The organism is Rhizomicrobium palustre (assembly GCF_011761565.1).
In the GTDB taxonomy this organism is placed as follows: domain Bacteria; phylum Pseudomonadota; class Alphaproteobacteria; order Micropepsales; family Micropepsaceae; genus Rhizomicrobium; species Rhizomicrobium palustre.
The window spans coordinates 3,735,107-3,756,219 of record NZ_JAASRM010000001.1 but is presented as its reverse complement, the minus strand read 5'-3'; the positions used below and the strand labels follow the sequence as shown (position 1 = coordinate 3,756,219).

The window sequence follows — 21,113 nt, the reverse complement described above, 5'->3', positions numbered from 1 at the left end:
CGATCTAAGTTACTAATGGAAGCGCGGTATAGTTGCTGCGGCAGGGCGCTGGGCGGCGCACTCAGGAACCATGACCAAAGTCACGCGGCTCACACTCGATAGCGAAGGCGGCTTGGACCGTCGTCGCATCCATTTGCGCGAAATCTCCGATGAGATGGACGCGCCCCTCGACACTGTCGGCCAGGATCTGCGCACGGCGCGGCTTCGGCGTGGTGATGATCTTGCGACCGTGTCTCGGGCGCTGAAGATCCGCAAAGATCATCTCGAAGCTTTGGAAGAGGATCGCGTTGAAGCTTTGCCGGGGCGAACCTATGCGGTCGGCTTCATTCGTTCGTATGCGGATTATCTTGGCCTCGACTCCATTCAATGCGTCGAACGCTTCAAGGCTGAGATTGCCGGGCGCAGCGACGCAACGGTCGTTCCGATCACCGTGATCGATGAAGACGCCGAACCGCGCATGCCGCATGGCTGGAAATTCATGGCCGGTGTGGTGGTGCTGCTCGTGCTTTACGGCGCATATCAGCTCGCGGCGTCTGCTGACAGGATGTTGAACGAGCCTACAGTCGCGCCAGCTCCCGTGATCCAGCATCCGGTACGTAAAGCGCCACCGCCGAAGCCCGTCGAGCAGCCGCAGCCAGTTGTCGTACCGCCGCCCGCAGATACCTCACAGCAGTCGGATTCAACCGAGACCGTTCCAGGGCAGGCAGCGCCTGGCCAAGTTGCGGCTGGTATTCTCGACCCGTCTCTTGCGACGCCGCCAGCACAAACGCAGCCAAGCTCGGGTCAGCCCGCGTTCGCCTTGCCGCCGCTGCCCAAGGGGCAGGTATATGGCGATGCCTCCAAGCCCGCGCGCGTGGTGCTGCGTGCCCGCGAGGCGACGCGTATTCTGGTCCAGGCCGCCGATGGCCGCGTTTTCCAAAACCGTCTTTTGAAGCCGGGCGACAGCTATCGCCTGCCGAATGTGCCAGGCCTGACCTTAACCACACCCAATGGAGGGGCGATCGAACTCGACCTGGACGGGATGGTGGTGGGGACCGCGGGCCACAGTCAGGAAACCACGGAAGCACTTTCGCTCGATCCGCAGTCGATTATGGATCGCTATAATGGTAACCGTCGCTGAGTAGAGTCCGACGGTCGAAGGGTAGCTATGGGTCATTACGCGTTTCGCGACATCAATCGCCGTAAAAGCCGCCAAATCCATGTTGGTTCTGTGGCTATCGGCGGAGACGCGCCGATCAGCGTGCAGACCATGACCAACACGGTCACGGCGGATGCGAAGGCGACAATCGATCAAATCCGCCGCGTGGAAGAAGCGGGCGCCGATCTGGTGCGCGTGTCTTGTCCAGATGAAGACTCCACCGCGGCGATGAAGGCGATCTGCAAGGCCGCGACTATTCCGATCATCGCCGACATTCACTTCCATTATAAGCGCGCCATCGAAGCCGCTGAGGCGGGCGCTGCCTGCTTGCGCATCAATCCGGGCAATATCGGCTCGGCGGCGCGCGTGAAGGAAGTCGTCAAAGCCGCCAAGGATCACGGCTGCTCCATCCGCATCGGTGTGAACGCCGGTTCGCTCGAAAACGAGTTGATGGAAAAATACGGCGAGCCTTGCCCCGAAGCGATGGTGGAAAGCGCGCTGAAGCACGTCGCCATCCTCGAAGAAAACGACTTCCGCGAATACAAGATTTCGGTGAAGGCCTCGGACGCCTTCCTCGCAGTCGCCTCCTATAAGGCGTTGGCCGAAGCGGTCGATTGTCCGCTGCATCTCGGCATCACCGAAGCAGGCGGCATGATCTCCGGCACGGTGAAATCGGCCATCGGCATCGGCAATCTGTTGTGGGCCGGTATCGGCGACACCATCCGCGTTTCGCTGTCTGCGCCTCCGGAAGAGGAAGTGCGCGTCGGCTTCGATATCCTGAAGTCGCTGGGCCTGCGTTCGCGCGGCGTGAACATCATCTCGTGCCCGTCTTGCGCCCGCCAGGGCTTTGACGTGATCAACACGGTGAAGACCCTGGAAGATCGCCTCAAGCACATCACCACCCCGATGAGCCTTTCCATCATTGGCTGCGTCGTGAACGGCCCGGGCGAGGCGCTCGGCACCGATATCGGCTTCACCGGCGGCGGCGCGGGCAAGGGCCACGGCCAAATCTATCTCAATGGCGCTCCGGTCTATCGCATCGAGAACGGCGATCTCATCGATCACGTTGTCGATCTTTGCGAGAAGAAGGCCGCCGAAATCGAAGCTACGCATAATCAAGCGGCCGAATAAGCGAGAAGGCGAAACCGATGCGGAAATGGGCGAACAGCTTGTAGCGACGAGAGCCATTGCTTTTGCGCACGCTGCTGTTCGCCATTTCTCCATCAGGACTTCGCCATGATCCCCGCTGCCAAACTTGAACGTCTGCTTTCCCGTTTCGAGGCTGTCGAAGCCGAATTGTCCTCCGGCATTGCCGGTCCCGCCTTCGTCAAGCTCGCCAAGGAACGCGCGGAGTTGGAGCCGGTGGTGGAAGCGGCTTCGGCTTATCGCACCGCGCAAAAGCAAATCGAAGAAACCGAAGCGCTGATCGCCGATCCTTCCACGGATAGCGAGATGCGCAGCCTGGCCGAAGAAGAACGCGCCGAGCTGAAATCCACGCTGGAACAGCTTGAACACGCGCTCAAGATTCAACTTCTGCCGAAAGACGCGGCCGACAATTCCTCCGCCATTCTCGAAATTCGCGCCGGCACCGGCGGTGATGAGGCCGCGCTTTTCGCGGGCGATCTTTTGAAGATGTACACCCGCTATTGCCAGCTTCAGGGCTGGAAGGTGGAGGTGATGAGCCTTTCGGAATCCGATCTCGGCGGCATCAAGGAAGCGATCCTCGATGTGCAGGGGCAGGGCGTCTTCGCCAAGCTGAAATTCGAAAGCGGCGGCCATCGCGTACAGCGCGTGCCGGTGACCGAGGCAGGCGGGCGCATTCACACTTCTGCCGCCACCGTCGCCGTGCTGCCGGAAGCCGAAGACGTCGATATCGAGATCAATGAAAAGGATCTGCGTATCGACGTGTTCCGCGCGAGCGGCGCAGGCGGCCAGCACGTCAACAAAACCGAATCCGCGGTGCGCATCACCCATTTGCCGACCGGCCTTGCGGTGGCGCAGCAGACCGAAAAATCTCAGCATAAGAACAAAGCCCAAGCGATGAAGCTGCTGAAAGCGCGGCTTTATGAGATGGAACGCGAACGCGTCGATAGCGCGCGCGCCTCCGAGCGCAAGACCCTGGTCGGTTCGGGTGATCGTTCGGAACGCATCCGCACCTATAACTTCCCGCAAGGCCGCGTCACCGATCACCGCATCAATCTCACACTCTATAAGCTCGATCGCATCATCACCGGCGACGATCTCGGCGATGTGGTCGATGCCTTGATCACCGAAGATCAGGCCAATCGTCTCTCCGAACTCGAATCGGAACTGGCGTGAGCGACGAGCGCGAGATCTTGCGCGCGGCCAGTGCCCGGCTCGCGGCGGCAGGCGTCGACAATCCCCGGCTTGAGGCGCGCGTGCTCTGGGAAGCCGCCCGTGATCCGGCCCCCTTCGAAAGCTTCATCGCTCGCCGCGAGAAGCGTGAGCCTGTTGCCTACATCACCGGACACAAGGAATTCTGGAGTCTTGATTTCCAGGTCGGGCCTGGGGTGCTGATTCCCCGCCCGGACACCGAAACCATGATCGAATCGGTGTTAACCGAATTTCCCGACCGAGCCGCGAAGCTGCGCGTCCTCGATCTTGGCACCGGTTCGGGCTGCATTTTGGCGGCGGTGTTGTCGGAATACCCCAATGCTACGGGCCTCGGCGTCGAAGCCTCCGATACCGCGCGTGCGATTGCCACAGCTAATATGGAGCGGCTGAGGCTCGGCACCAGGGCCGAAATCCGCCCCGGCAATTGGGCCGAGGCACTTGATGAACGTTTTGACGTCATCGTCACCAACCCGCCCTATATTTCCACCGCCGATATCGCCACGCTGGAGCCTGATGTGCGCGAATATGAGCCTTTTGGCGCGCTGGATGGCGGTCCCGACGGCCTTGATGCGGTGCGCGCCCTGGCGCCAGAGCTGAACCGGCTGGGCGGCACCTCATTCGTCGAGATTGGAATCGGCCAGGCCGACTCAACGGCCGAGATTCTGTCCGCCGCGGGGCTTCACGTATTGCGTGCCGCCAAAGACCTCTCAGGAATTTCCCGTATCGTGATTGCCCAAAGTCAGCCTTTGCCGAAAAAAGAGTTGGAATAGGGCGGGGGAACGGCTAATTTCGGGGCCTGGGGAAAGGCGCCCTGCCTGCGGCTGTGACCGCGGCGGATGTGGCGCGTTGGATGCGTCCAGCCTCAGACACTGCGAAAGACGTGTTTCGATTTATTGTATGCAAGGCAGCCTCGCGCTCGCGTTAGGGCATGCCAGCTTTAGGACCCAAGGGGATACTGTGAAACGCTCTCGGAGAGGCGGCCGCAGGCCGCAAAACGGTCATAGCGGCGGTGGCAACGGCGGTAACGGCGGCGGCGGTGGCGGCGGTTTCAATCCGAACCGCAGCTATGATTCCAACGGCCCCGAGGTGAAGATCCGCGGCACGGCCTCGCATATCTACGAGAAGTATCTGCAGCTCGCCCGCGATGCCAATTCGAGCGGCGACCGCGTGATGGCGGAAAGCTATCTGCAGCATGCCGAGCATTATTTCCGCATCATGGCCGCGGCCCAGGCGCAACAGGCGCAATGGCAGGCACAACAGGCGCAGCGCCAGCCCACTGGCACCGGTGAGCAGCCTGTGGTTCAACAGGGCGGCCCCAGCCAGGCTTCTTTCTCGCTCTCCGAAGGCAACAACGAAGAGTCCGACGAAGAAGAAGGCGAAGAAGCCGAAACGGCGGAGTAATTTCTTTAACCTCCCCCTCGCGGGGAGGTCGAAATTTGCGACCGCAAATTTCTGGTGGGGGCTCGCCCCCAAACGCACCGCCCTCCCTTTTCTGCCCCCCGTTCTTACGGGGGGGAAGTGCCCCGCAGGGGCGAAGGGGGGCGCAGGTGCGAGACACAGTTTTACGAAATTAGGTCTTAGAGTTGGTGCTAGCTCGCGCGCATTTCAGCCTGCGGTGCCGCTATTGCAGTCGCAATAGCTATGCTGTGACACCATTCGTAAAAGCCAATTGACGCTAAATCTCCTTTCGCAAAATGGTGCGAAAGAAATACCAGCATCAGTGCAATCCAGCCGACTAACGCCATTTTCGGAAGTGTGAAGTATTTCGGGTGGGGGAATACGTCGTGAGCGCCACCACACTGGGCGATGGAATCGTCGCCATGATATTGTGACCTCGCGTCCCAAAATCCGAAATGCCAAGAGGGATCATTCTCTCCTTGCGCGTCCCTGCAAGCCGCTGCACTAATAAGTGCAATAATAATAATGCAGGGAGGCAGGCATGGATCGCCGCGAATGGATCAAGGGCGCGAGCGCGCTGGGTTTGGTCGCATCCACTCCGGGTTTCGTGTCGCGCGCCATCGCCGCGGCAGCCCCCGTTACCGCGCCTCGCCAGGTCCTGTTACTCAACAAGGGCTGGCGCTTCTTTGCCGGAGATATCCCCTTCCCACCGATCACCGGACATGACGACACCTATAATGCTGCCAAAGCCGGCGCAGCGCGCGGAGCGGCTTCCCCCAAATTCGACGACAGCGCATGGCAGCCAGTCACCCTGCCGCACGACTTTGTCAGCTTCCAGCCGATCGAGGAGAGCGGCAATGTCGATCAGGGCTACCGCCGCCGGGGCGTGGCGTGGTATCGCAACATGCTGCGCTTCGAGCCGCAGGACGACGGCAAGCATATAGAGCTGCAACTGGACGGCGTCGCCACCTTCGCCACCGTGTGGTTCAACGGCACACTCGTCGACCGCAACTGGAGCGGCTATAATTCGATCTATATCGACCTTACGCCCTACGCCACCTATGGCGATCAGCTGAATTCGCTGGTGGTGCGCGTCGATGCCGAAGCTATGGAAGGCTGGTGGTACGAAGGCGGTGGACTTTACCGCGATGCCTGGATCGTCAAGCGCAATCCCGTGCACATCAAAACCGACGGGGTCTTCGCGCATCCGGTAAAAGACGAACACGGCTGGCATGTGCCGGTCGAGGTCACGATCTACAATTCCGGCGACAAGACCGAGACCGTCCGCGTTCACACCGACATTGGCGACGAAAAATCATCAACAGGCACGCGCCCCGGCTTGACAAAAGAGGTCAGCGTCGCGCCGCTCAGTGAAACCGTGGTCAACTACGATCTACCGTTTGCCAATCCCCAATTGTGGAGCGTGGACACGCCGCATCTTTACCAAGTGACGACATCGCTCACGAGCGTGACCGGTGCAGTGCTCGATCAAATTACAACCAATGCCGGCTTCCGTACCCAGCGTTTCGATGCGCAAAAAGGCTTTTTCCTCAACGACCAGCCTGTGAAGATCAAGGGCGTGTGTCTGCATCAGGACCATGCCGGCGTCGGCAACGCCGTGCCAGACGGCGTGCTCGACTTCCGCCTGCGCCGCCTGAAATCGCTTGGCTGCAATGCCATCCGCTTCTCGCACAATGCGCAAAGCAAGCAGCTGATGGACGCGTGCGACCGCCACGGCTTCCTTGTCATGGCCGAGAACCGCAATTTCAACGCCTCGCCGGACTTCATGGCCCAGCTTGAATGGCTGGTGCGGCGTGACCGCAATCACCCCAGCGTCTATCTGTGGTCGGTGTTCAACGAGGAGCCGATGCAGGGCACCGAGGCCGGCTATCAGATGGTCCGGCGCATGAGTTCTGTGGTCAAGTCGCTCGACACCACGCGCCCGGTCACCGCCGCGATGAGCGGCGGCCTGTTCACCCCACTCAACGTGTCCCATGCTGTCGATGTCGTCGGCATCAACTACCAGCAGAGCCAGTATGATCCTTTCCACGCGGCGCATCCGGACAAGCCGATCTTCTCATCGGAGGACAGCTCCGCCCTCATGACCCGCGGGGCTTTCGTGACGGATAAAAAGGCACAAGTCCTCGCCAGCTATGACGACGAATTTGCCGGCTGGGGCGAGACGCACCGCGACGCCTGGAAGCAGATCGATACGCGCGATTTCGTCGCCGGCACCTTTGTCTGGACCGGGTTTGATTACCACGGCGAGCCGAAGCCGTTCTCCTGGCCGTCGAACAGCTCTTATTTCGGCATCATGGATCTGTGCGGATTCGACAAGACCGCGGTCCACATCCACCGCGCGCAATGGATCAAAGACGGGCCTGTGCTCGGCCTCGTGCCGCACTGGAACTGGGCGGGCAGTGAGGACAAGCCCATCATGGTCATGGCCTGCACCAACGCCGAGGAGGTCGAGCTGTTCGTCAATGGCAAGTCGGCCGGTCGGCAGAAGGCCGATAAATACGATATGAACCGCTGGACCGTGCCCTATACAGCCGGCCGCATCGAGGCCCGCGCCTATAATGGCGCAAAGGTGGTCTCGACGGTCATCAATGAGACCACCGGCGAGCCGGTGGCGCTGCGGTTGACACAGGACCGGCCGGCGCTCATTGCCGATGGCCGTGACGCCCAGCCGATCATGGTCGAAGCCGTGGACGTCAAGGGCCGGACCGTGCCGCTCGCCAATCACATGATCACCTACGAGATCAAGGGCGGCGCCATCATCGGCCTCGGCAACGGCGATCCAACCTCTCTTGAGCCGGAAAAAGGCAACCGCCGTTCGCTGTTCAACGGCCTTGGCCAGGTCATCGTGCAGTCGATCGAGGCAAAGACCGGAACGCTCAAGCTGCGCGCCACGGCGCCCGGGTTGAAGTCGGCGGAACTGTCGATCCCGGTCAAGGCCGGACCGATCCCGCGGTCACAACCGACGCGGGCTTGAGCCCGGCGATCATCTGCCGCGCCGCCAACTGTTTTGCGCAACAATTCCGGCAATTAATGGCGCATTTCGGACGGCTCGCCTCCGCCATGGCCGCCATTCAGAAGGCACCAAGCAGCATCGGGCCGAGATCCGCGCCCTGATCACTCAAACCGACTGCCTGATCCTGCGCCTTGCGATGGTGCAGCGGGCACGGAGGGTGATGAGCGTGCGTCGAACGCCTCCTTTAACCTCCCCCTTGCGGGGGCGAGTAGCGCCAGCGTGCGAGCGAAAAATTGGGCGCGCAGCGAACGATTTTTCGGGTGGGTGGGGGCGGTCGAGGCTCGCCCCAAACGCTTCCCCCCACCCGGATCGCTACGCTCTCCGACCTTCCCGCCAGGGGGAGGTTAAAGGCCTGCCGCACCGAAAAGTTTCCGCTAGTTCCCCGCTTGCCCTTGCCGTTTCCCCAATCGCTTCCCACATAGTCTCTCGGGTGCGGGCCCATTCTGGGGCGTGCCCATTTCACCGGACTCGTTCTAGGCTGCCGGTTTCCGGGGCCTTGCCGCGAGGGCTAGAGAGGCAGACATGGATATTGAGAAATTCACCGAACGGGCGCGCGGATTCATCCAATCGGCGCAAGGCTTAGCCGTCCGCTCGAACCACCAGCAATTCACCCCCGAACATCTTTTGAAGGTCCTTATCGATGACGAAGAGGGCCTGGCCGCAAGGCTGATCGCAGCCTCTGGCGGGCGCCCCGAACAGGTGCGCGATGGCGTTGCCCGCGCTCTTGGCAAGCTCCCCCGCGTGGAGGGCTCCGGCTCCGGCCAGGTCTATGTGAACCCCGAATTGGCGCGCCTGTTCGAGGCCGCCCAGCAAGCCGCCACCAAGGCCGGTGACAGCTACGTCACTGCTGAATATCTGCTTCTGGCGCTCGCCACCTCCACCGGCGACAGCGGGAAGCTCTTGAAGGATTCCGGCGTCACGCCGCAGAACCTCAACAAGGCGATTTCCGATCTGCGCAAGGGCCGCACCGCCGACAGTGCGACGGCCGAAAACGCCTATGATGCCTTGAAGAAATACGCCCGCGATCTCACCGAATTCGCCCGCACCGGCAAGCTTGATCCGGTGATCGGCCGCGATGAGGAAATCCGGCGTACCATTCAAGTGCTGTCGCGCCGTACCAAGAACAATCCCGTGCTGATCGGTGAACCTGGCGTTGGCAAAACCGCGATTGCGGAAGGCCTGGCGCTGCGCATCGTCAATGGCGACGTGCCCGAAAGCTTGCGCGACAAACGCCTGATGGCGCTCGACATGGGCGCGCTGATCGCGGGCGCGAAATATCGCGGCGAATTCGAAGAGCGTCTGAAAGCTGTGCTGCAGGAAATCACTGCCGCCGAAGGCAAAGTGATCCTCTTCATTGATGAAATGCATGTGCTGGTCGGCGCAGGCAAAGCCGAAGGCGCGATGGACGCCTCCAACCTGTTGAAGCCTTCGTTGGCGCGCGGCGAGCTGCATTGCGTTGGTGCGACCACGCTCGACGAGTATCGCAAGCACATCGAAAAGGATGCGGCGCTGGCGCGGCGTTTCCAGCCCGTCTTCGTGTCCGAGCCGACGGTGGAAGACACCATCTCCATCCTGCGTGGTCTGAAAGAGAAATACGAAGTCCATCACGGCGTACGCATCACCGATAGCGCTATTGTGGCCGCGGCGACGCTCTCCAACCGCTATATCACCGACCGCTTCCTGCCCGATAAAGCCATCGATCTGATGGACGAGGCGGGCAGCCGTTTGCGCATGCAGGTAGATTCCAAGCCGGAAGAACTCGACGAACTTGATCGCCGCATTGTGCAGCTCAAGATCGAACGCGAAGCCTTGCGCAAAGAGACCGACAACGCCTCCAAGGAACGTTTGTTGAATCTCGAAAAAGAGCTCGCCAATCTGGAGCAGGACTCCGCCACTCTGACCGCGAAATGGAAGGACGAGAAGAAGTCCGTCCAGGATGTGCAGAGCTTGAAAGAGCGCCTGGATAAAGCGCGCGCCGAAATCGACATCGCCCAGCGCCGCGGCGAATATGCCCGCGCGGGCGAGCTACAATATGGCGTCATTCCGGGCCTTGAAAAGCAGCTAAAGGAAATTGATGAGCAGCGCCAGAGCGCCATGGTCAATGAGGCGGTGCAGCCCGAGCATATCGCGCAGATCGTGTCGCGCTGGACCGGCATTCCCGTCGACAAGATGCTGGAAGGCGAACGCGACAAGCTGCTCAAGATGGAAGAGGCGCTGCAAAACCGCGTCGTTGGCCAATCCGAAGCTGTCCGCGCTGTCTCCAATGCCGTGCGCCGTGCGCGTGCCGGCTTGCAGGACCCGAACCGGCCGATCGGCTCGTTCTTGTTCTTAGGCCCAACCGGCGTCGGCAAGACCGAGCTGACCAAAGCGCTGGCCTCGTTCCTGTTTGACGATGACAACGCCATGGTGCGCATCGACATGAGCGAGTTCATGGAGAAGCATGCGGTCGCGCGGTTGATCGGCGCGCCTCCGGGCTATGTCGGCTATGAAGAAGGCGGCGTGCTGACGGAAGCCGTGCGGCGGCGTCCTTATCAGGTGATCCTCTTCGATGAGGTCGAGAAGGCGCATGCCGATGTCTTCAACGTGCTTCTGCAAGTGCTCGATGATGGCCGTCTGACCGATGGGCAGGGCAGGACGGTCGATTTCAAGAACACCGTGATCATCCTGACCTCTAATCTTGGTACGGAGCTTCTCACCGGCGAAGAGACCCGCGAAAGCCGCGCGGCAGTGATGGAGGTGGTGCGCGGACATTTCCGCCCCGAATTCCTCAACCGTTTGGACGAGATCATTCTCTTCCATCGCCTGACCCGCGGAAATATGGACCGCATCGTCGACATCCAGATCGGGCGGCTGACCAAGCTTCTGGCGGATCGCAAGATCGAGATCGGGCTTGATGGCAAGGCGCGCGAATGGCTCGCCAATGCGGGCTATGATCCGGTCTATGGCGCGCGACCCTTGAAGCGCGTGATCCAGAAGCGGCTGCAAGATCCGTTGGCGCAGTTGCTGCTCGAAGGGCGGATCGGCGATGGCTCCGTCGTGGAGGTTTCCACCGGCCATTCGGGGCTGACGCTCAACGGCCAGGAATTCCGCGAGCCGGATGATCTCGCTTTCGAGAACGCGCCGAGTAGGGCGTTGAACTAACGAGAAGGGCGCGGGGTGATCCCGCGCCCTTTGTCTTTTAGCCGAGCGGCAAAACGGTTTTGCCGAAGGTGGAGTTGGTCACGATGGCGAAGCTGCCATACATGGCCAGCGTGCCGCAGACGAGGCCGAGCCAGCCGCCAAGCTGATGCACTGCAGGCATATGCAGAAGCCCGCCGAAGCCAAGCAGGAAGAACGTCACCCACAGTGTCAGAAAGACAAGAAAGAGGTGGCGGGTGAGTTTGAAAGTGCCGATCCACATATAGAGCGTGAACACGCCCCACAGGATCAGCGCTACCGAAACTGTTGGTCCCGGATTGCTCATATCGATGACGCCGGTATGGCCGAAGATCAGCATCAGCGCGAACCACCACCAGAAGGCGCCATAGGCGGTGAAGGCGGTGGTGCCGAAGGTGTTGCCGAGCTTGAACTCCATCAGCCCGGCGAGAATTTGCGCGGTGCCGCCGAAGGCGATAGCGAGGGGGATCACGACGGGTTCGCCGCTCTCCGGCAAAACGCCCGCATTAATCAGGCTCAAAAGTACGGTGGTAAGACCGAAGCCGACCAAGCCGAGAGCGGCCGGGTTCGCCTGCGGGGCTGCAGTTTGTGTAGACATCGTATTTCTCTCCCGATGCCGGTCGTGAGCGCCGGCTGCCGGGAAGAGTGGGGGATTCTCGTTAGTTTTCCTAACGAAAAACGCTTATTTGGAGAGCGACTTGAAATTGGCCGCCGCGGTGGCGTCCGCCACTTTGGTCTCGAGCTTGGTTGCCGCCATCTGATCGTCGATTCTGAGGCGCTCGCTCTGGAAGGCGCGCATCTCCTTGCCCGAGAGCTTGCGGCCCTGGGCCATCTTCACGCTCAGGGGGTTAACCTGCTCGTTGCGCACGCGGATTTCGTAATGCAGATGCGGGCCGGTCGACATGCCGGTATTGCCCGAGAAGGCGATCACCTGGGCCTGGCCGACGCGCGAGCCGACATGCAAGCCCGCCGCGAAACGCGAAAGATGCCCGTAAGCGGTTGCATAGCCATTGCCGTGATTGACCTGAACGAAGCGGCCATAGCCATTCGACCAGCCCATGAAGGCGATGGTGCCAGCACCGGCGGCCATGACCGGGGTGCCAATCGGAACGCCGAAGTCAACGCCCTTATGCATGCGTGAGAAGCCCAACACCGGATGGAAGCGCATGCCGAAACCAGAGGTAATGCGCGCGCCGTCAACCGGCGTCTTCATCAACAGGCCCTTGGCGCTTTCGCCCGTGGCATCGAAATACTCGGCCGGGGCATTGGGATCGGATTGGTAACGATAGAGAACGATCTGCTTATCGCCCAGCCGCATTACGGCATAAGAGATGTTGCCATTGCGGACGGCCTGGCCCTCGGGCGTGTAGTAGTAATTGTAAAACACCTCGAAGGAGTCGCCGGGGTGCAGGTCGCGCTGGAAGTCGACCTTATAGGAGAACATTTTGATCATCTCACCGACGACATCGGTCGGAATACCGGCGCGCATTGCGGAGAGATAGAGGCTGCCATCGATGGCGGCGCCCGCGCGATGCACATGCGGCACCAGCTTCTTCACCGTGTCGGTCGCCTGGAATGTGCCGTCATCACCACGCGTGATGGTGACATCGTGCTCCACGGAAGGCGAGAATTTAATGCTGAGAAGGCGCGCGATGGGTTCGCCCTGAACGGCTTTGCCCTTGGAGATGTCGTCGCCTTCATAATCCGACGACGAATTGTTCGTGGTCGAAACATCCGGCTTGGTGTTGTAGGTGATGTCGAAGGCAAGGCCGGCGCGAAGCTGGCGCGGGCTATAGACCTTGGAGAGCGCGGCAATCGCCGCATTGGCGTCGTCCGCCGAAATGCCTGCATTTTCGAGGGCGCCCGCGAGCGTGTCACCCGCATCAAGCGTTACCGTATGGGTCTCGATGGAGGATTTGGGCTTTTGCGCGCGTTCGGCGGCGAGATTCTGATCGAGGTTATTCTGCTGGGCGGGGAGGGCAGGCTCGGCAGGAGCATTACCGAAGAGGGCGTTGTTGCTCGACTGGCTGAGTTGCTGGAAGAGACGATAAGGTAAAAAGCCCTTGCTGGCGTTTTCGACGGAACCGCCGGTTACCGGTGGCATGGTGGATACCGCAAGCCACGCAATCGAGCCGACAATCAGCGCCGACACGGAGGTAGAGACAATCGTCCAGCGACTATCGGTGTTGAGTACCTTGCCCGTGCCATCGATGGCCGGAGTCCATTCAGTATCGAATTGAGTCGTGTCGTTGTGACGAGTCACGAGTCCGCCTTCTACAGGATGTCCCCTCACGCGACTGCTTACGCAGTGCGTGCGCATATAGCCCCAGCCAAGCCTCGCACGTCAACCTTTTCCCAAGCTTTAACAATAAGATGCGTGCAAACTTGGGTGTTGTCCGCGTAACGGGATCGGAACTGTCGCCTCAAAGACTCTCTTTGCTGCAACAGATGAGCCCCAAAAAACACACGGCGCGCATACCTGTTGGGGTACACGCGCCGTATTCTGTAATCGTTTTAAGATTAGAGACGAACCAGCAGAGCCTCGGCGATCTTGCCATGCATCCAGCCAATGGCGCGCGCCACATGCAGGACCACGAAGAAGAGCAACACGCCGACGAGTGCCAACAGAATGAGGCCCGGCGCTGTGTGGAAGAGGTGTTCCAGCCACGGAAGATCGCTGATGGAGATGTGGCTCTCATTGGTGAGGAGCGAGTAGATGCAGCCGCCGGTCACGCCAAGCGAAACCGAAAGCCCTACAACCGCGATCACGAAATAAACCACACCGAGCGGCAGCATCAGCAAGAGATACGCGATGGAAGTCCAGGTACGCACATCACCCAAGGCTTCCTTGATCTGCGTCCAAAGCTTTTCGTCGGAGGCAGTGGAGAGCGGCAGGCGGCGCGGCATACGCACCCCTAAAAGGCCTTCCACAATCCGGCCTTCGACGTGGCTGAGAAGGCGGATCGAGGCGATGAAAAGCAGGGCGATGAAGATGCCGAAAATCAGGATCGAGGTGGACAGCGAAATCGAAAGTCCGGCCACGGTCCAGACAAAGTAGAAGATACCGGTCATCAGCGACAGCAACATATAGAGCAGTGCGCCATAGGTGCGTGGATCGGAGATGACGTTGAAAAAGCCGCCATTACGGCTGATTTCGTTGGTTTCAGGCGCTTTGGGGAAGGGAGTCGATATCGAGGCTTCCATATCCCGGTACTCCTCTGCGATCTCTTCGGGCGAGCCATAGGTTTCGATGACCTGCGCCATCACCGCGGCTTCGTCCATCTCTGGATTCTGGGCGATCTCCATATTGAGATGCTCCTCGCAATCGGCGAGGGCATCGGCGATCAGCCCCTTCGGCGCGCCTTTTAACGCGCGCCGCAATGCGTTCAGATAACCGCGTACTGAATCAGGCGGTTGGCTGATATTCATGTCCCGTCCCTCCCGGGGTGATGCCAGCCTTCAGCGCGTCATCGACGAACTCTCGCATATCGCGCCAGGCGAATTGCCATTCGGCGAGTGCTTTGCGGCCTTCGTCGGTGATGTTGTAGTAGCGGCGCGGCGGACCAAAAGCCGACGCCTCCACCCGGCTCTCCAGGAGCCCTAAGGCATTCAGGGATCTGAGCACGGGGTAGATCGCCCCCTGCTTGAAGATCAATCCACCTTCGCCTTCAGCCTTCACGGCTTTGGCGATCTCATATCCATACATTTCCCGACCGGCGCGTGCGAGCACCGCCAGCAGGACCAGGGACGACAGTCCGGCCATCAGCTCCTTACGGAATTTCCGCGTGTATTGAGTTTCTTCAGTCACTTAAACACTCGCGTTGTCTTCCGCCCTCTCGGCTATTGCTAAGTTCTATCTAGCATCAACTTGGCAATATGCAAGTGCCGACTAGTGCGAAGTTCGAACTATTTTGTACTTCATACCCCTAATGGTTAAGAAATGGCAAGAATATTTCCACTGGAAACACTGCGTAAGGCTTTGGCAGGGTTAATCTATCCTTCATCGCCCGCGGCCTAGGCTGAAAATTGCCCGCTGGGAGATCGCGTGATGTGTGGAATTGCTGTTGCCATAGGCTGGCCGGAGGCCAAAACGGTCGTCGCGCGGCTGATGGCCGGAATCACCAGCCGCGGCGATATTAGCGATCCCATCGGCGAGCCCGCCCCCAATGTGGCCATGGCGACCCGCCGTTTGGCGATTGTGGACCGCGATCACGCCATCCAGCCGCAAATCTCTTATGACGGACGGCTGTGGCTCTCCTTCAATGGGGAAATCTACAATTACGAGGCATTGCGGGCCGAGCTGGAAGCCACGGGCATCCGCTTCAAAACGCAGTCTGACACCGAGGTGCTGGTTAACGCGCTTCGGAGCTGGGGTGCCAAGGCGCTGGCGAAGATTTCGGGTATGTATGCCTTCGTCGCCTATGAGCCTGCAACGGGGCAGTTCCTGGCCGCGCGCGATCCTTTCGGCATCAAGCCACTTTATGTGGTGCAGGAAGGTGAGGGCTTTGCCTTCTGTTCCGAGATGCGTCCGCTTCTGGATAGTATCGAGAGCGGCGATGTCTTGGTATTGCCGCCTGGCTATCTTCTGACCCGCGAATATTGCGGCGCTTTCCCGTCGCTTCTCACCACCCCTACAGAGCCCTTTGCATCTAGTGATCCGAAGGTGCTGGACAAGCTTTTGTCGGAAGCCGTAGCGCGCCATATTCCGCGCGATCTGCCTTTCGCGATCATGTTCTCGGGCGGCATCGATTCCACACTGGTGGCCCATTACGCGCGCCAGATCGCGCCGAGCGCGCCGGGGTATTTCGTCGGCGGACCGGACTCCACCGATTATCCCTTCGCCATGGCCTATGCCGAGACCACCGGTTTCGATTTGAAGCTGATCCCGTTCGATCCCTTAAGCGATGAGACCTTCGACGCGCTCGGCGAAGCGGTGCTTGCGGCGGAATCCTTTGAACCTGCGCTGGTGCGTGGCGCGGTCTGCTCCATGAAAGTGTCCGAAGCCATCCATAAGGACGGTTTCAAGGTGGCGCTGTGCGGCGAGGGCGCCGATGAGCTCTTCTGCGGCTACACCCCGCTTGAAAAAGCCTTCGCCCATGACGCCACCTATGGCCGCGCGATGCGCGAGGAAATTCTTGAACTGATGAACCGCATCAGCCTGCAGCGTGTGGATCGCTGTTCGATGCATCATTCCTTAGAAACGCGCGTGCCTTTCCTCGATCCCATGCTGGCCAATTACGCGCGCGGGCTTGTGGCGGATGATCTGGTGCGCCCGGGCAGTAGCGGTTTCACCGGCAAGGCGGCATTGCGTGATCTTTTCGATCTACACCCCAAATCGCTGCCGCGCATGATCCGTGACCGCTCCAAAATCCTCTTCAGCGAAGGTGCTGGGCTTAAGGCCAAGGCCGATGAATTTGCCTGGGATGACCGTTTCGAAGACGCCATTTCCGATATGGATTTCGTGAATGGTCTGAAGGAATTCGAAGGCTTCAACATTCACTCCAAGGAAGAACTCTATTACCTGCGTTTGTTGTCTTCGAAGATGAATGTGTTCCGTATCCCCCAGCTACGGGCACGGGCGGCTATTACAGTGCGTCCCCCAGTGGTTGAACAGTCGGCCTGATAGTTTCAGCAGGAGCGCAAATCTGCTAGGGGAAGTGTTCACCCCGGGCAGGCGCATGGACCTCGACGCATATTTTGCACGCATCGCATATGATGGCCCCAGAGAGCCAGATTTGCGCACCCTTGCGGCGCTGCATCGGGCGCATTTGCGCGCCATCCCCTATGAAAACCTGGATGTGCAATTTCGCCGGCCGGTCAGCCTCGATCCTGCAGCAGCCTTCGACAAGATCGTGCACGGCAAGCGCGGCGGCTGGTGTTACGAGATGAATGGCCTCTTCGGTGCAGTGCTGGCCGAGCTGGGATTCAAGGTGACGCGCTGCGCTGGCGCGGTGATGCGTGAGACCATGGGTGCTAAGGCGCATGCCAATCATCTGGTCCTGCGCGTCGATGTGGAGGAGGGTGTCTTTCTCGCCGATGTCGGTTTTGGCGATGGCGCGATCGATCCTATATTTCTGGTTACGGGGCCTTTTTCCTCGCACGGATTTGCGTTTTCGCTGTCACGGCCGGAAGAAAATTGGTGGCGCCTGCACAATCATAAAACGGGCGGCGCGGCTTCGTTTGATTTCCAGCTTGTAGCGGCGGATGAAGCTGCGCTGGCGGAGCGCTGTCTATGGCTGCAATCGGCGGCGGACTCGCCCTTTGTGCAGAACGCGGTGCTGCAGCATCATTTCGCCGAAGGTATCTGGCAAATGCGCGGGCGCGTACTGCGCAAGCTCACGCCTGCAGGCGACACCGACTATCTGGTCGAAAGCGCGGCAGAATATGTAGGCGCACTGCGCGATGTCTTCGGCCTAAATCTGCCTGAGGCCGCAGATCTTTGGCCGAAAATCTGCGCCCGGCATGAAGAGGTGCTGAAAGAGCGCGAAGCCTGATCAGCTCGCGGTACTTGCCAACGCCAGTTTTTCCACCTTCACATAGTCGGTTTTGCCGGTGCCGAGCACGGGAATTTCCTTCACATGCACGATCTTTCTCGGGATCGCGAGTTCGGAAACGCCGTGGTTCTGTGCCCAGCCAACCAGCTCGACACGCTGCGCATCTGGATTGGTGGTGATCAAAACAATCTGCTCGCCCTTGCGCCCATCGGGGAAGGCCACGGCGGCATGCGCGAAATCGGGCCAGACCGCGGAGGCGCAATTCTCCACCACCGCCAGTGACACCGCTTCGCCGCCAAGTTTTGCAAAGCGCTTGAGGCGCCCCTTGATGGCGATGAAACCGTCTTCATCGATGGCAACTACGTCGCCAGTATCATGCCAGCCACCTGCGGGCGGATCGATCACGCCCGGATTTTCCGGCTTCATATAGCCGAGCATCACGTTCGGGCCTTTGAGGAAGAGGCGGCCCGCATGCGGGATGCCTTCCACCGGCTCAAGCCGCGCTTCCATGCCCGGCATCAAACGACCTACAGTGCCGGGGCGCATCGCACCGGGCTGATTGGCGGCGGCGACCGGTGAGGTCTCGGTGACGCCATAACCTTCCAGAATTTCCATCGCATATTTGCGGCGCAGAAGCTGGCGGGTTTCGTCGCGCACGCGCTCGGCACCGCAGACCGCAATACGCAGCGAATTCAGATCGCCCTGATCGCCCGCGCGCGCGTATTGCGACATGAAGGTATCGGTCGAGAGCAGAATGGTGGCGCCATAGCCTTTGATGCGGCGCACGATTTCATGCGGCTGCAAGGGCGTTGGGTGATAGACCGATTTCAGGCCGAACAAGAGCGGCATGATCGCCCCCACCGTCAAGCCGAAGCAATGAAAGGTGGGCAGGGGATTGAACATCACGTCATTGGGATAGAGTGCGATATGCGCGCGTACTTGTTCCACATTGGCGAGGATGTTGGCATGGCTGAGGGCCACGCCTTTGGGCTGGCCTTCGGTACCTGACGTAAACAGGATCACCGCGAGCTGATCTGCCGAGGTGCTGCGGGCGACGAGGCCCGGCGCATACTGGCCGACGCCTGCCGTCAGCTTGTCCATCAGGCCGATCTTCTCGCGCACATCTTCGAGATAGACGACTTCCACCACTTGGCTGAGTTCAGCGATGAGGCTGTCGAGCTTGGCCAGATCGACAAAACGTTTCGCGGTGATGACGCGTTTGATCTTGGCGGTGCGAATGGCGGAGATGATGCCTGCCGAGCCGCTGGTGAAATTCAGCATGGCGGGCACGCGCCCGAAAGCGGTTACCGCGAAGAAAGAGATGATCGCGCCCGCGCTGGTCGGCAGCATGATGCCAACCGCCTCGCGTGCTTTGGTGCCTTTCTTCAGCGCATGACCGAGCGCCAGCGAGGCGCGGAAGATATCGTCATAGGTGAGGACGCGTTCGTCGCCATCCACGATGATGGGGCGTTTGCCGCCATAGGTCGCGCGCGCATCTGCGAGTGCCTGGAACAGGGATTTCTTGGTCCGCACCATGTCGAAGGCAATGATGTCTTCGCCCGACGCGGCGGCAAGTGTCGCTACGGCCAAATTCGTCTCCCCCCAGATGGCGCAGTCTCGCGCCTTGCCTAAAATCTATCAGGACGGGGCGGCCACGCGGTAGGGGTAAGTTACCGGGGGCGGCAGGGCGCCTGATTTTGGTCGCGCTGTCTATGTCGGGCCGCGCACGAACGCAAGCGTCCCTGGGTGTGGCGGTCATTAACCGGCTTTGAGACGCGCCCGGACGATCGTGTCCACCTTCATGTAGTCTGGCTTACCAGTGCCAAGAACGGGGATGTCATCCACCGTGAGGATGCGGCGCGGCAGGGCGATTTCGGCCATGCCATTGGCCTGGGCCCAGGCGATCAGGGCTGTACGGTCTGGTTCAGTTGCAGTAGTGACCAGCACAATCTGCTCGCCTTTGCGGTCATCAGCGACAGCGATCGCGGCGTGTCGGTGGTCGGGCCAGACCGCACCCGCGCAGTTCTCGGTAACGGTCAGCGACACGGTTTCGCCGCCAACATTGGCGAAACGCTTCAGGCGCCCCCTGATCGAGATCACGCCTTCATCATCCACCGAGACCACATCCCCGGTATCGTGCCAGCCGTTTTCCACCGGCTCGATCACCCCCGGATTCTGGGCCTTGATATAGCCGAGCATCACATTAGGGCCTTTGACGTAAAGCCGCCCCGCGCCAGGAATGCCGTCCACTGGTTCCAGCCGCGCCTGCATGCCAGGCATCAGGCGGCCCACCGTACCCGGACGATTATCGCCCGGCTGGTTCGCCGCCGCGATGGGCGAGGTCTCGGTCAAGCCATAGCCTTCGATGGCATCGAGATTGTGCTTCTTCTTGAGGAGGCGCCTTGTTTCATCGCGCACCCGCTCGGCACCGCACACCGCCATACGCACCGATTTCAGCTCACCGCTTTCGGCGACGCGGGCATATTGGGACATGAAGGTATCGGTGGAGAGCAGGATCGAAGCGCAGGTCTCCTGCACGCGCTTGACGATCTCATGCGGCCGCAAGGGCGTTGGATGCAGCACCGATTTCATGCCTTGGAACAGCGGCACCAGCACGCCCAAAAGTCCGAAGCAGTGAAAGGTCGGCAGCGGGTTGAACATCACATCATGCGGGAACATGGCGACGTGCTGGCAGACCTGCTTGATATTGACGATGATATTGGAATGCGACAGCGCCACGCCCTTGGGCTCGCCTTCGGTGCCCGAGGTGAAGAGCACCACCGCCGGAGATTCATGCGCCGGGCGCGGGGTCACCAGCCTTGGCAAGAACTGGCCGATACCCGCCACCGCCTTATCGCGCAGCGAGAGCTTAGCGCGGATATCTTCCAGATAGACAAGCTGGGTGACCTTGCTGAGTTCCTCGGCGAGGTTTTCGAGCTTAGCGAGTTCGATGAAGCGGCGGGCGGTCACGATTCGCTCCACCGTGGCGGTGCGCGCGGCACTCATCATGCCCGCAGCGCCGCTGGTGAAGTTCATCATGGTCGGGATGCGCCCGAAGGCCGAGACCGCGAAGAAGGAGAGCACCGAGCCAAGCCCGGTCGGCAGCATGATGCCGACATTCTCGCCCCGCGAGGTGCCCTTCTTGAGCGCATGGCCAAGGGCGAGGGCGGCGCGCACCAGCTCATCATAGGAGAGGGCGCGGTCATCGCTATCGACAATGGCGGTGCGCTTGCCGCCGAATTTCGCACGCGCTTCCAGAAGCGCCTCGAACACGGTCTTCTGGCTGCAAGACAGATCGAACGGGGCAAGCGGGGCGCCCGTCAACGCGGCAAGGCCTACACTCACAGCTGGCATGTCTCCCAAGGTGCCAGACTCTTCTGGCCTGGCTGATTTGGCGGGGGACCATATAAGAGCGCCAACCTTAACGGTAGGGGCGTTTTGGCAGGGGTAGGGTCCTCTCCACAACACGCTTAAGCTGTGGCGGAACTTTCGGCGCTCAAGAAGCCTCCGGCGCGGCAAAAAGCTTGGAAACACCCCG

The 21,113-nt window shown here is 60.4% G+C and carries 15 protein-coding genes; 9 read left to right on the top strand and 6 right to left on the bottom strand.

The features are described 5' to 3' along the window. Window positions 1-70 precede the first annotated feature (70 nt). The 7 genes from FHS83_RS16630 to clpB all read left to right on the top strand — a co-directional run bounded on the left by FHS83_RS16630 (window position 71) and on the right by clpB (window position 11,066). Complete coding sequence (locus FHS83_RS16630; RefSeq protein WP_167084167.1) at window positions 71-1,120, top strand: helix-turn-helix domain-containing protein; 1,050 nt, start codon at window positions 71-73, stop codon at window positions 1,118-1,120. Window positions 1,121-1,147: 27 nt separating this feature from the next. Beyond that, entirely contained in the window at window positions 1,148-2,269 is a 1,122-nt protein-coding gene (gene ispG / locus FHS83_RS16625) for a flavodoxin-dependent (E)-4-hydroxy-3-methylbut-2-enyl-diphosphate synthase (RefSeq protein ID WP_167084165.1), read from the top strand. Window positions 2,270-2,374: 105 nt separating this feature from the next. After that, entirely contained in the window at window positions 2,375-3,457 is a 1,083-nt protein-coding gene (prfA, locus tag FHS83_RS16620) for a peptide chain release factor 1 (protein ID WP_167084163.1), read from the top strand. Beyond that, on the top strand, window positions 3,454-4,263 hold the full coding sequence (gene prmC / locus FHS83_RS16615) for a peptide chain release factor N(5)-glutamine methyltransferase (RefSeq protein ID WP_167084162.1): 810 nt from the start codon (window positions 3,454-3,456) through the stop codon (window positions 4,261-4,263). Before prfA ends, prmC begins: the two co-directional genes overlap by 4 nt. Before the next feature lie 187 nt (window positions 4,264-4,450). Then, window positions 4,451-4,894: a DUF4167 domain-containing protein gene (locus FHS83_RS16610; protein ID WP_208414919.1), complete on the top strand. Its 444-nt coding sequence runs from the start codon at window positions 4,451-4,453 to the stop codon at window positions 4,892-4,894. 538 nt (window positions 4,895-5,432) lie between these two features. Continuing rightward, complete coding sequence (gene galA / locus FHS83_RS16605; protein WP_167084158.1) at window positions 5,433-7,886, top strand: beta-galactosidase GalA; 2,454 nt, start codon at window positions 5,433-5,435, stop codon at window positions 7,884-7,886. A 561-nt stretch (window positions 7,887-8,447) separates the two neighbouring features. Beyond that, window positions 8,448-11,066, top strand: a complete 2,619-nt coding sequence (gene clpB, locus FHS83_RS16600; RefSeq protein WP_167084156.1) for an ATP-dependent chaperone ClpB — start codon at window positions 8,448-8,450, stop codon at window positions 11,064-11,066. 37 nt (window positions 11,067-11,103) lie between these two features. Here the strand turns inward: clpB and FHS83_RS16595 are convergent, their stop codons facing one another. The 4 genes from FHS83_RS16595 to FHS83_RS16580 form a co-directional block, all read right to left on the bottom strand. Further along, window positions 11,104-11,679: an acetate uptake transporter gene (locus FHS83_RS16595; protein WP_167084154.1), complete on the bottom strand. Its 576-nt coding sequence runs from the start codon at window positions 11,677-11,679 to the stop codon at window positions 11,104-11,106. An 84-nt stretch (window positions 11,680-11,763) separates the two neighbouring features. Next, the gene (locus tag FHS83_RS19845; RefSeq protein WP_167084152.1) at window positions 11,764-13,344 is read right to left on the bottom strand and encodes a peptidoglycan DD-metalloendopeptidase family protein; all 1,581 of its coding nucleotides are present in this window, start codon (window positions 13,342-13,344) and stop codon (window positions 11,764-11,766) included. Window positions 13,345-13,601: 257 nt separating this feature from the next. Further along, entirely contained in the window at window positions 13,602-14,510 is a 909-nt protein-coding gene (locus FHS83_RS16585) for a sensor domain-containing protein (protein WP_167084150.1), read from the bottom strand. Then, complete coding sequence (locus FHS83_RS16580; RefSeq protein ID WP_341801565.1) at window positions 14,488-14,889, bottom strand: PadR family transcriptional regulator; 402 nt, start codon at window positions 14,887-14,889, stop codon at window positions 14,488-14,490. Before FHS83_RS16580 ends, FHS83_RS16585 begins: the two co-directional genes overlap by 23 nt. Before the next feature lie 240 nt (window positions 14,890-15,129). Between FHS83_RS16580 and FHS83_RS16575 the strand changes: the two genes are divergently transcribed. Together FHS83_RS16575 and FHS83_RS16570 are read left to right on the top strand one after the other, a co-directional pair. Beyond that, window positions 15,130-16,704 carry an asparagine synthetase B family protein gene (locus tag FHS83_RS16575; protein WP_167084148.1) on the top strand — a complete coding sequence of 525 codons (1,575 nt, stop codon included), beginning with the start codon at window positions 15,130-15,132 and terminating at the stop codon, window positions 16,702-16,704. A 55-nt stretch (window positions 16,705-16,759) separates the two neighbouring features. Continuing rightward, window positions 16,760-17,575 (top strand): arylamine N-acetyltransferase family protein, encoded by an 816-nt coding sequence (locus FHS83_RS16570; RefSeq protein WP_167084147.1) that lies wholly within the window; start codon window positions 16,760-16,762, stop codon window positions 17,573-17,575. Here the strand turns inward: FHS83_RS16570 and FHS83_RS16565 are convergent, their stop codons facing one another. After that, a complete protein-coding gene (locus FHS83_RS16565; RefSeq protein WP_208414918.1) occupies window positions 17,576-19,165 on the bottom strand; it encodes an AMP-binding protein in 1,590 nt (529 codons plus the stop codon). Window positions 19,166-19,333: 168 nt separating this feature from the next. Next, window positions 19,334-20,929, bottom strand: a complete 1,596-nt coding sequence (locus FHS83_RS16560) for an AMP-binding protein (RefSeq protein WP_167084146.1) — start codon at window positions 20,927-20,929, stop codon at window positions 19,334-19,336. Between the last annotated feature and the right edge of the window lie 184 nt (window positions 20,930-21,113).

Coding starts and splice junctions, on each gene's coding strand:
- FHS83_RS16570 (WP_167084147.1), top strand. CDS start 16,760: ATGGACCTCGACGCATATTTTGCACGCATCGCATATGATGGCCCCAGA.
- FHS83_RS16595 (WP_167084154.1), bottom strand. CDS start 11,679: ATGTCTACACAAACTGCAGCCCCGCAGGCGAACCCGGCCGCTCTCGGC.
- ispG (WP_167084165.1), top strand. CDS start 1,148: ATGGGTCATTACGCGTTTCGCGACATCAATCGCCGTAAAAGCCGCCAA.
- FHS83_RS16560 (WP_167084146.1), bottom strand. CDS start 20,929: ATGCCAGCTGTGAGTGTAGGCCTTGCCGCGTTGACGGGCGCCCCGCTT.
- FHS83_RS16575 (WP_167084148.1), top strand. CDS start 15,130: ATGTGTGGAATTGCTGTTGCCATAGGCTGGCCGGAGGCCAAAACGGTC.
- galA (WP_167084158.1), top strand. CDS start 5,433: ATGGATCGCCGCGAATGGATCAAGGGCGCGAGCGCGCTGGGTTTGGTC.
- prfA (WP_167084163.1), top strand. CDS start 2,375: ATGATCCCCGCTGCCAAACTTGAACGTCTGCTTTCCCGTTTCGAGGCT.
- FHS83_RS16630 (WP_167084167.1), top strand. CDS start 71: ATGACCAAAGTCACGCGGCTCACACTCGATAGCGAAGGCGGCTTGGAC.
- clpB (WP_167084156.1), top strand. CDS start 8,448: ATGGATATTGAGAAATTCACCGAACGGGCGCGCGGATTCATCCAATCG.
- FHS83_RS16585 (WP_167084150.1), bottom strand. CDS start 14,510: ATGAATATCAGCCAACCGCCTGATTCAGTACGCGGTTATCTGAACGCA.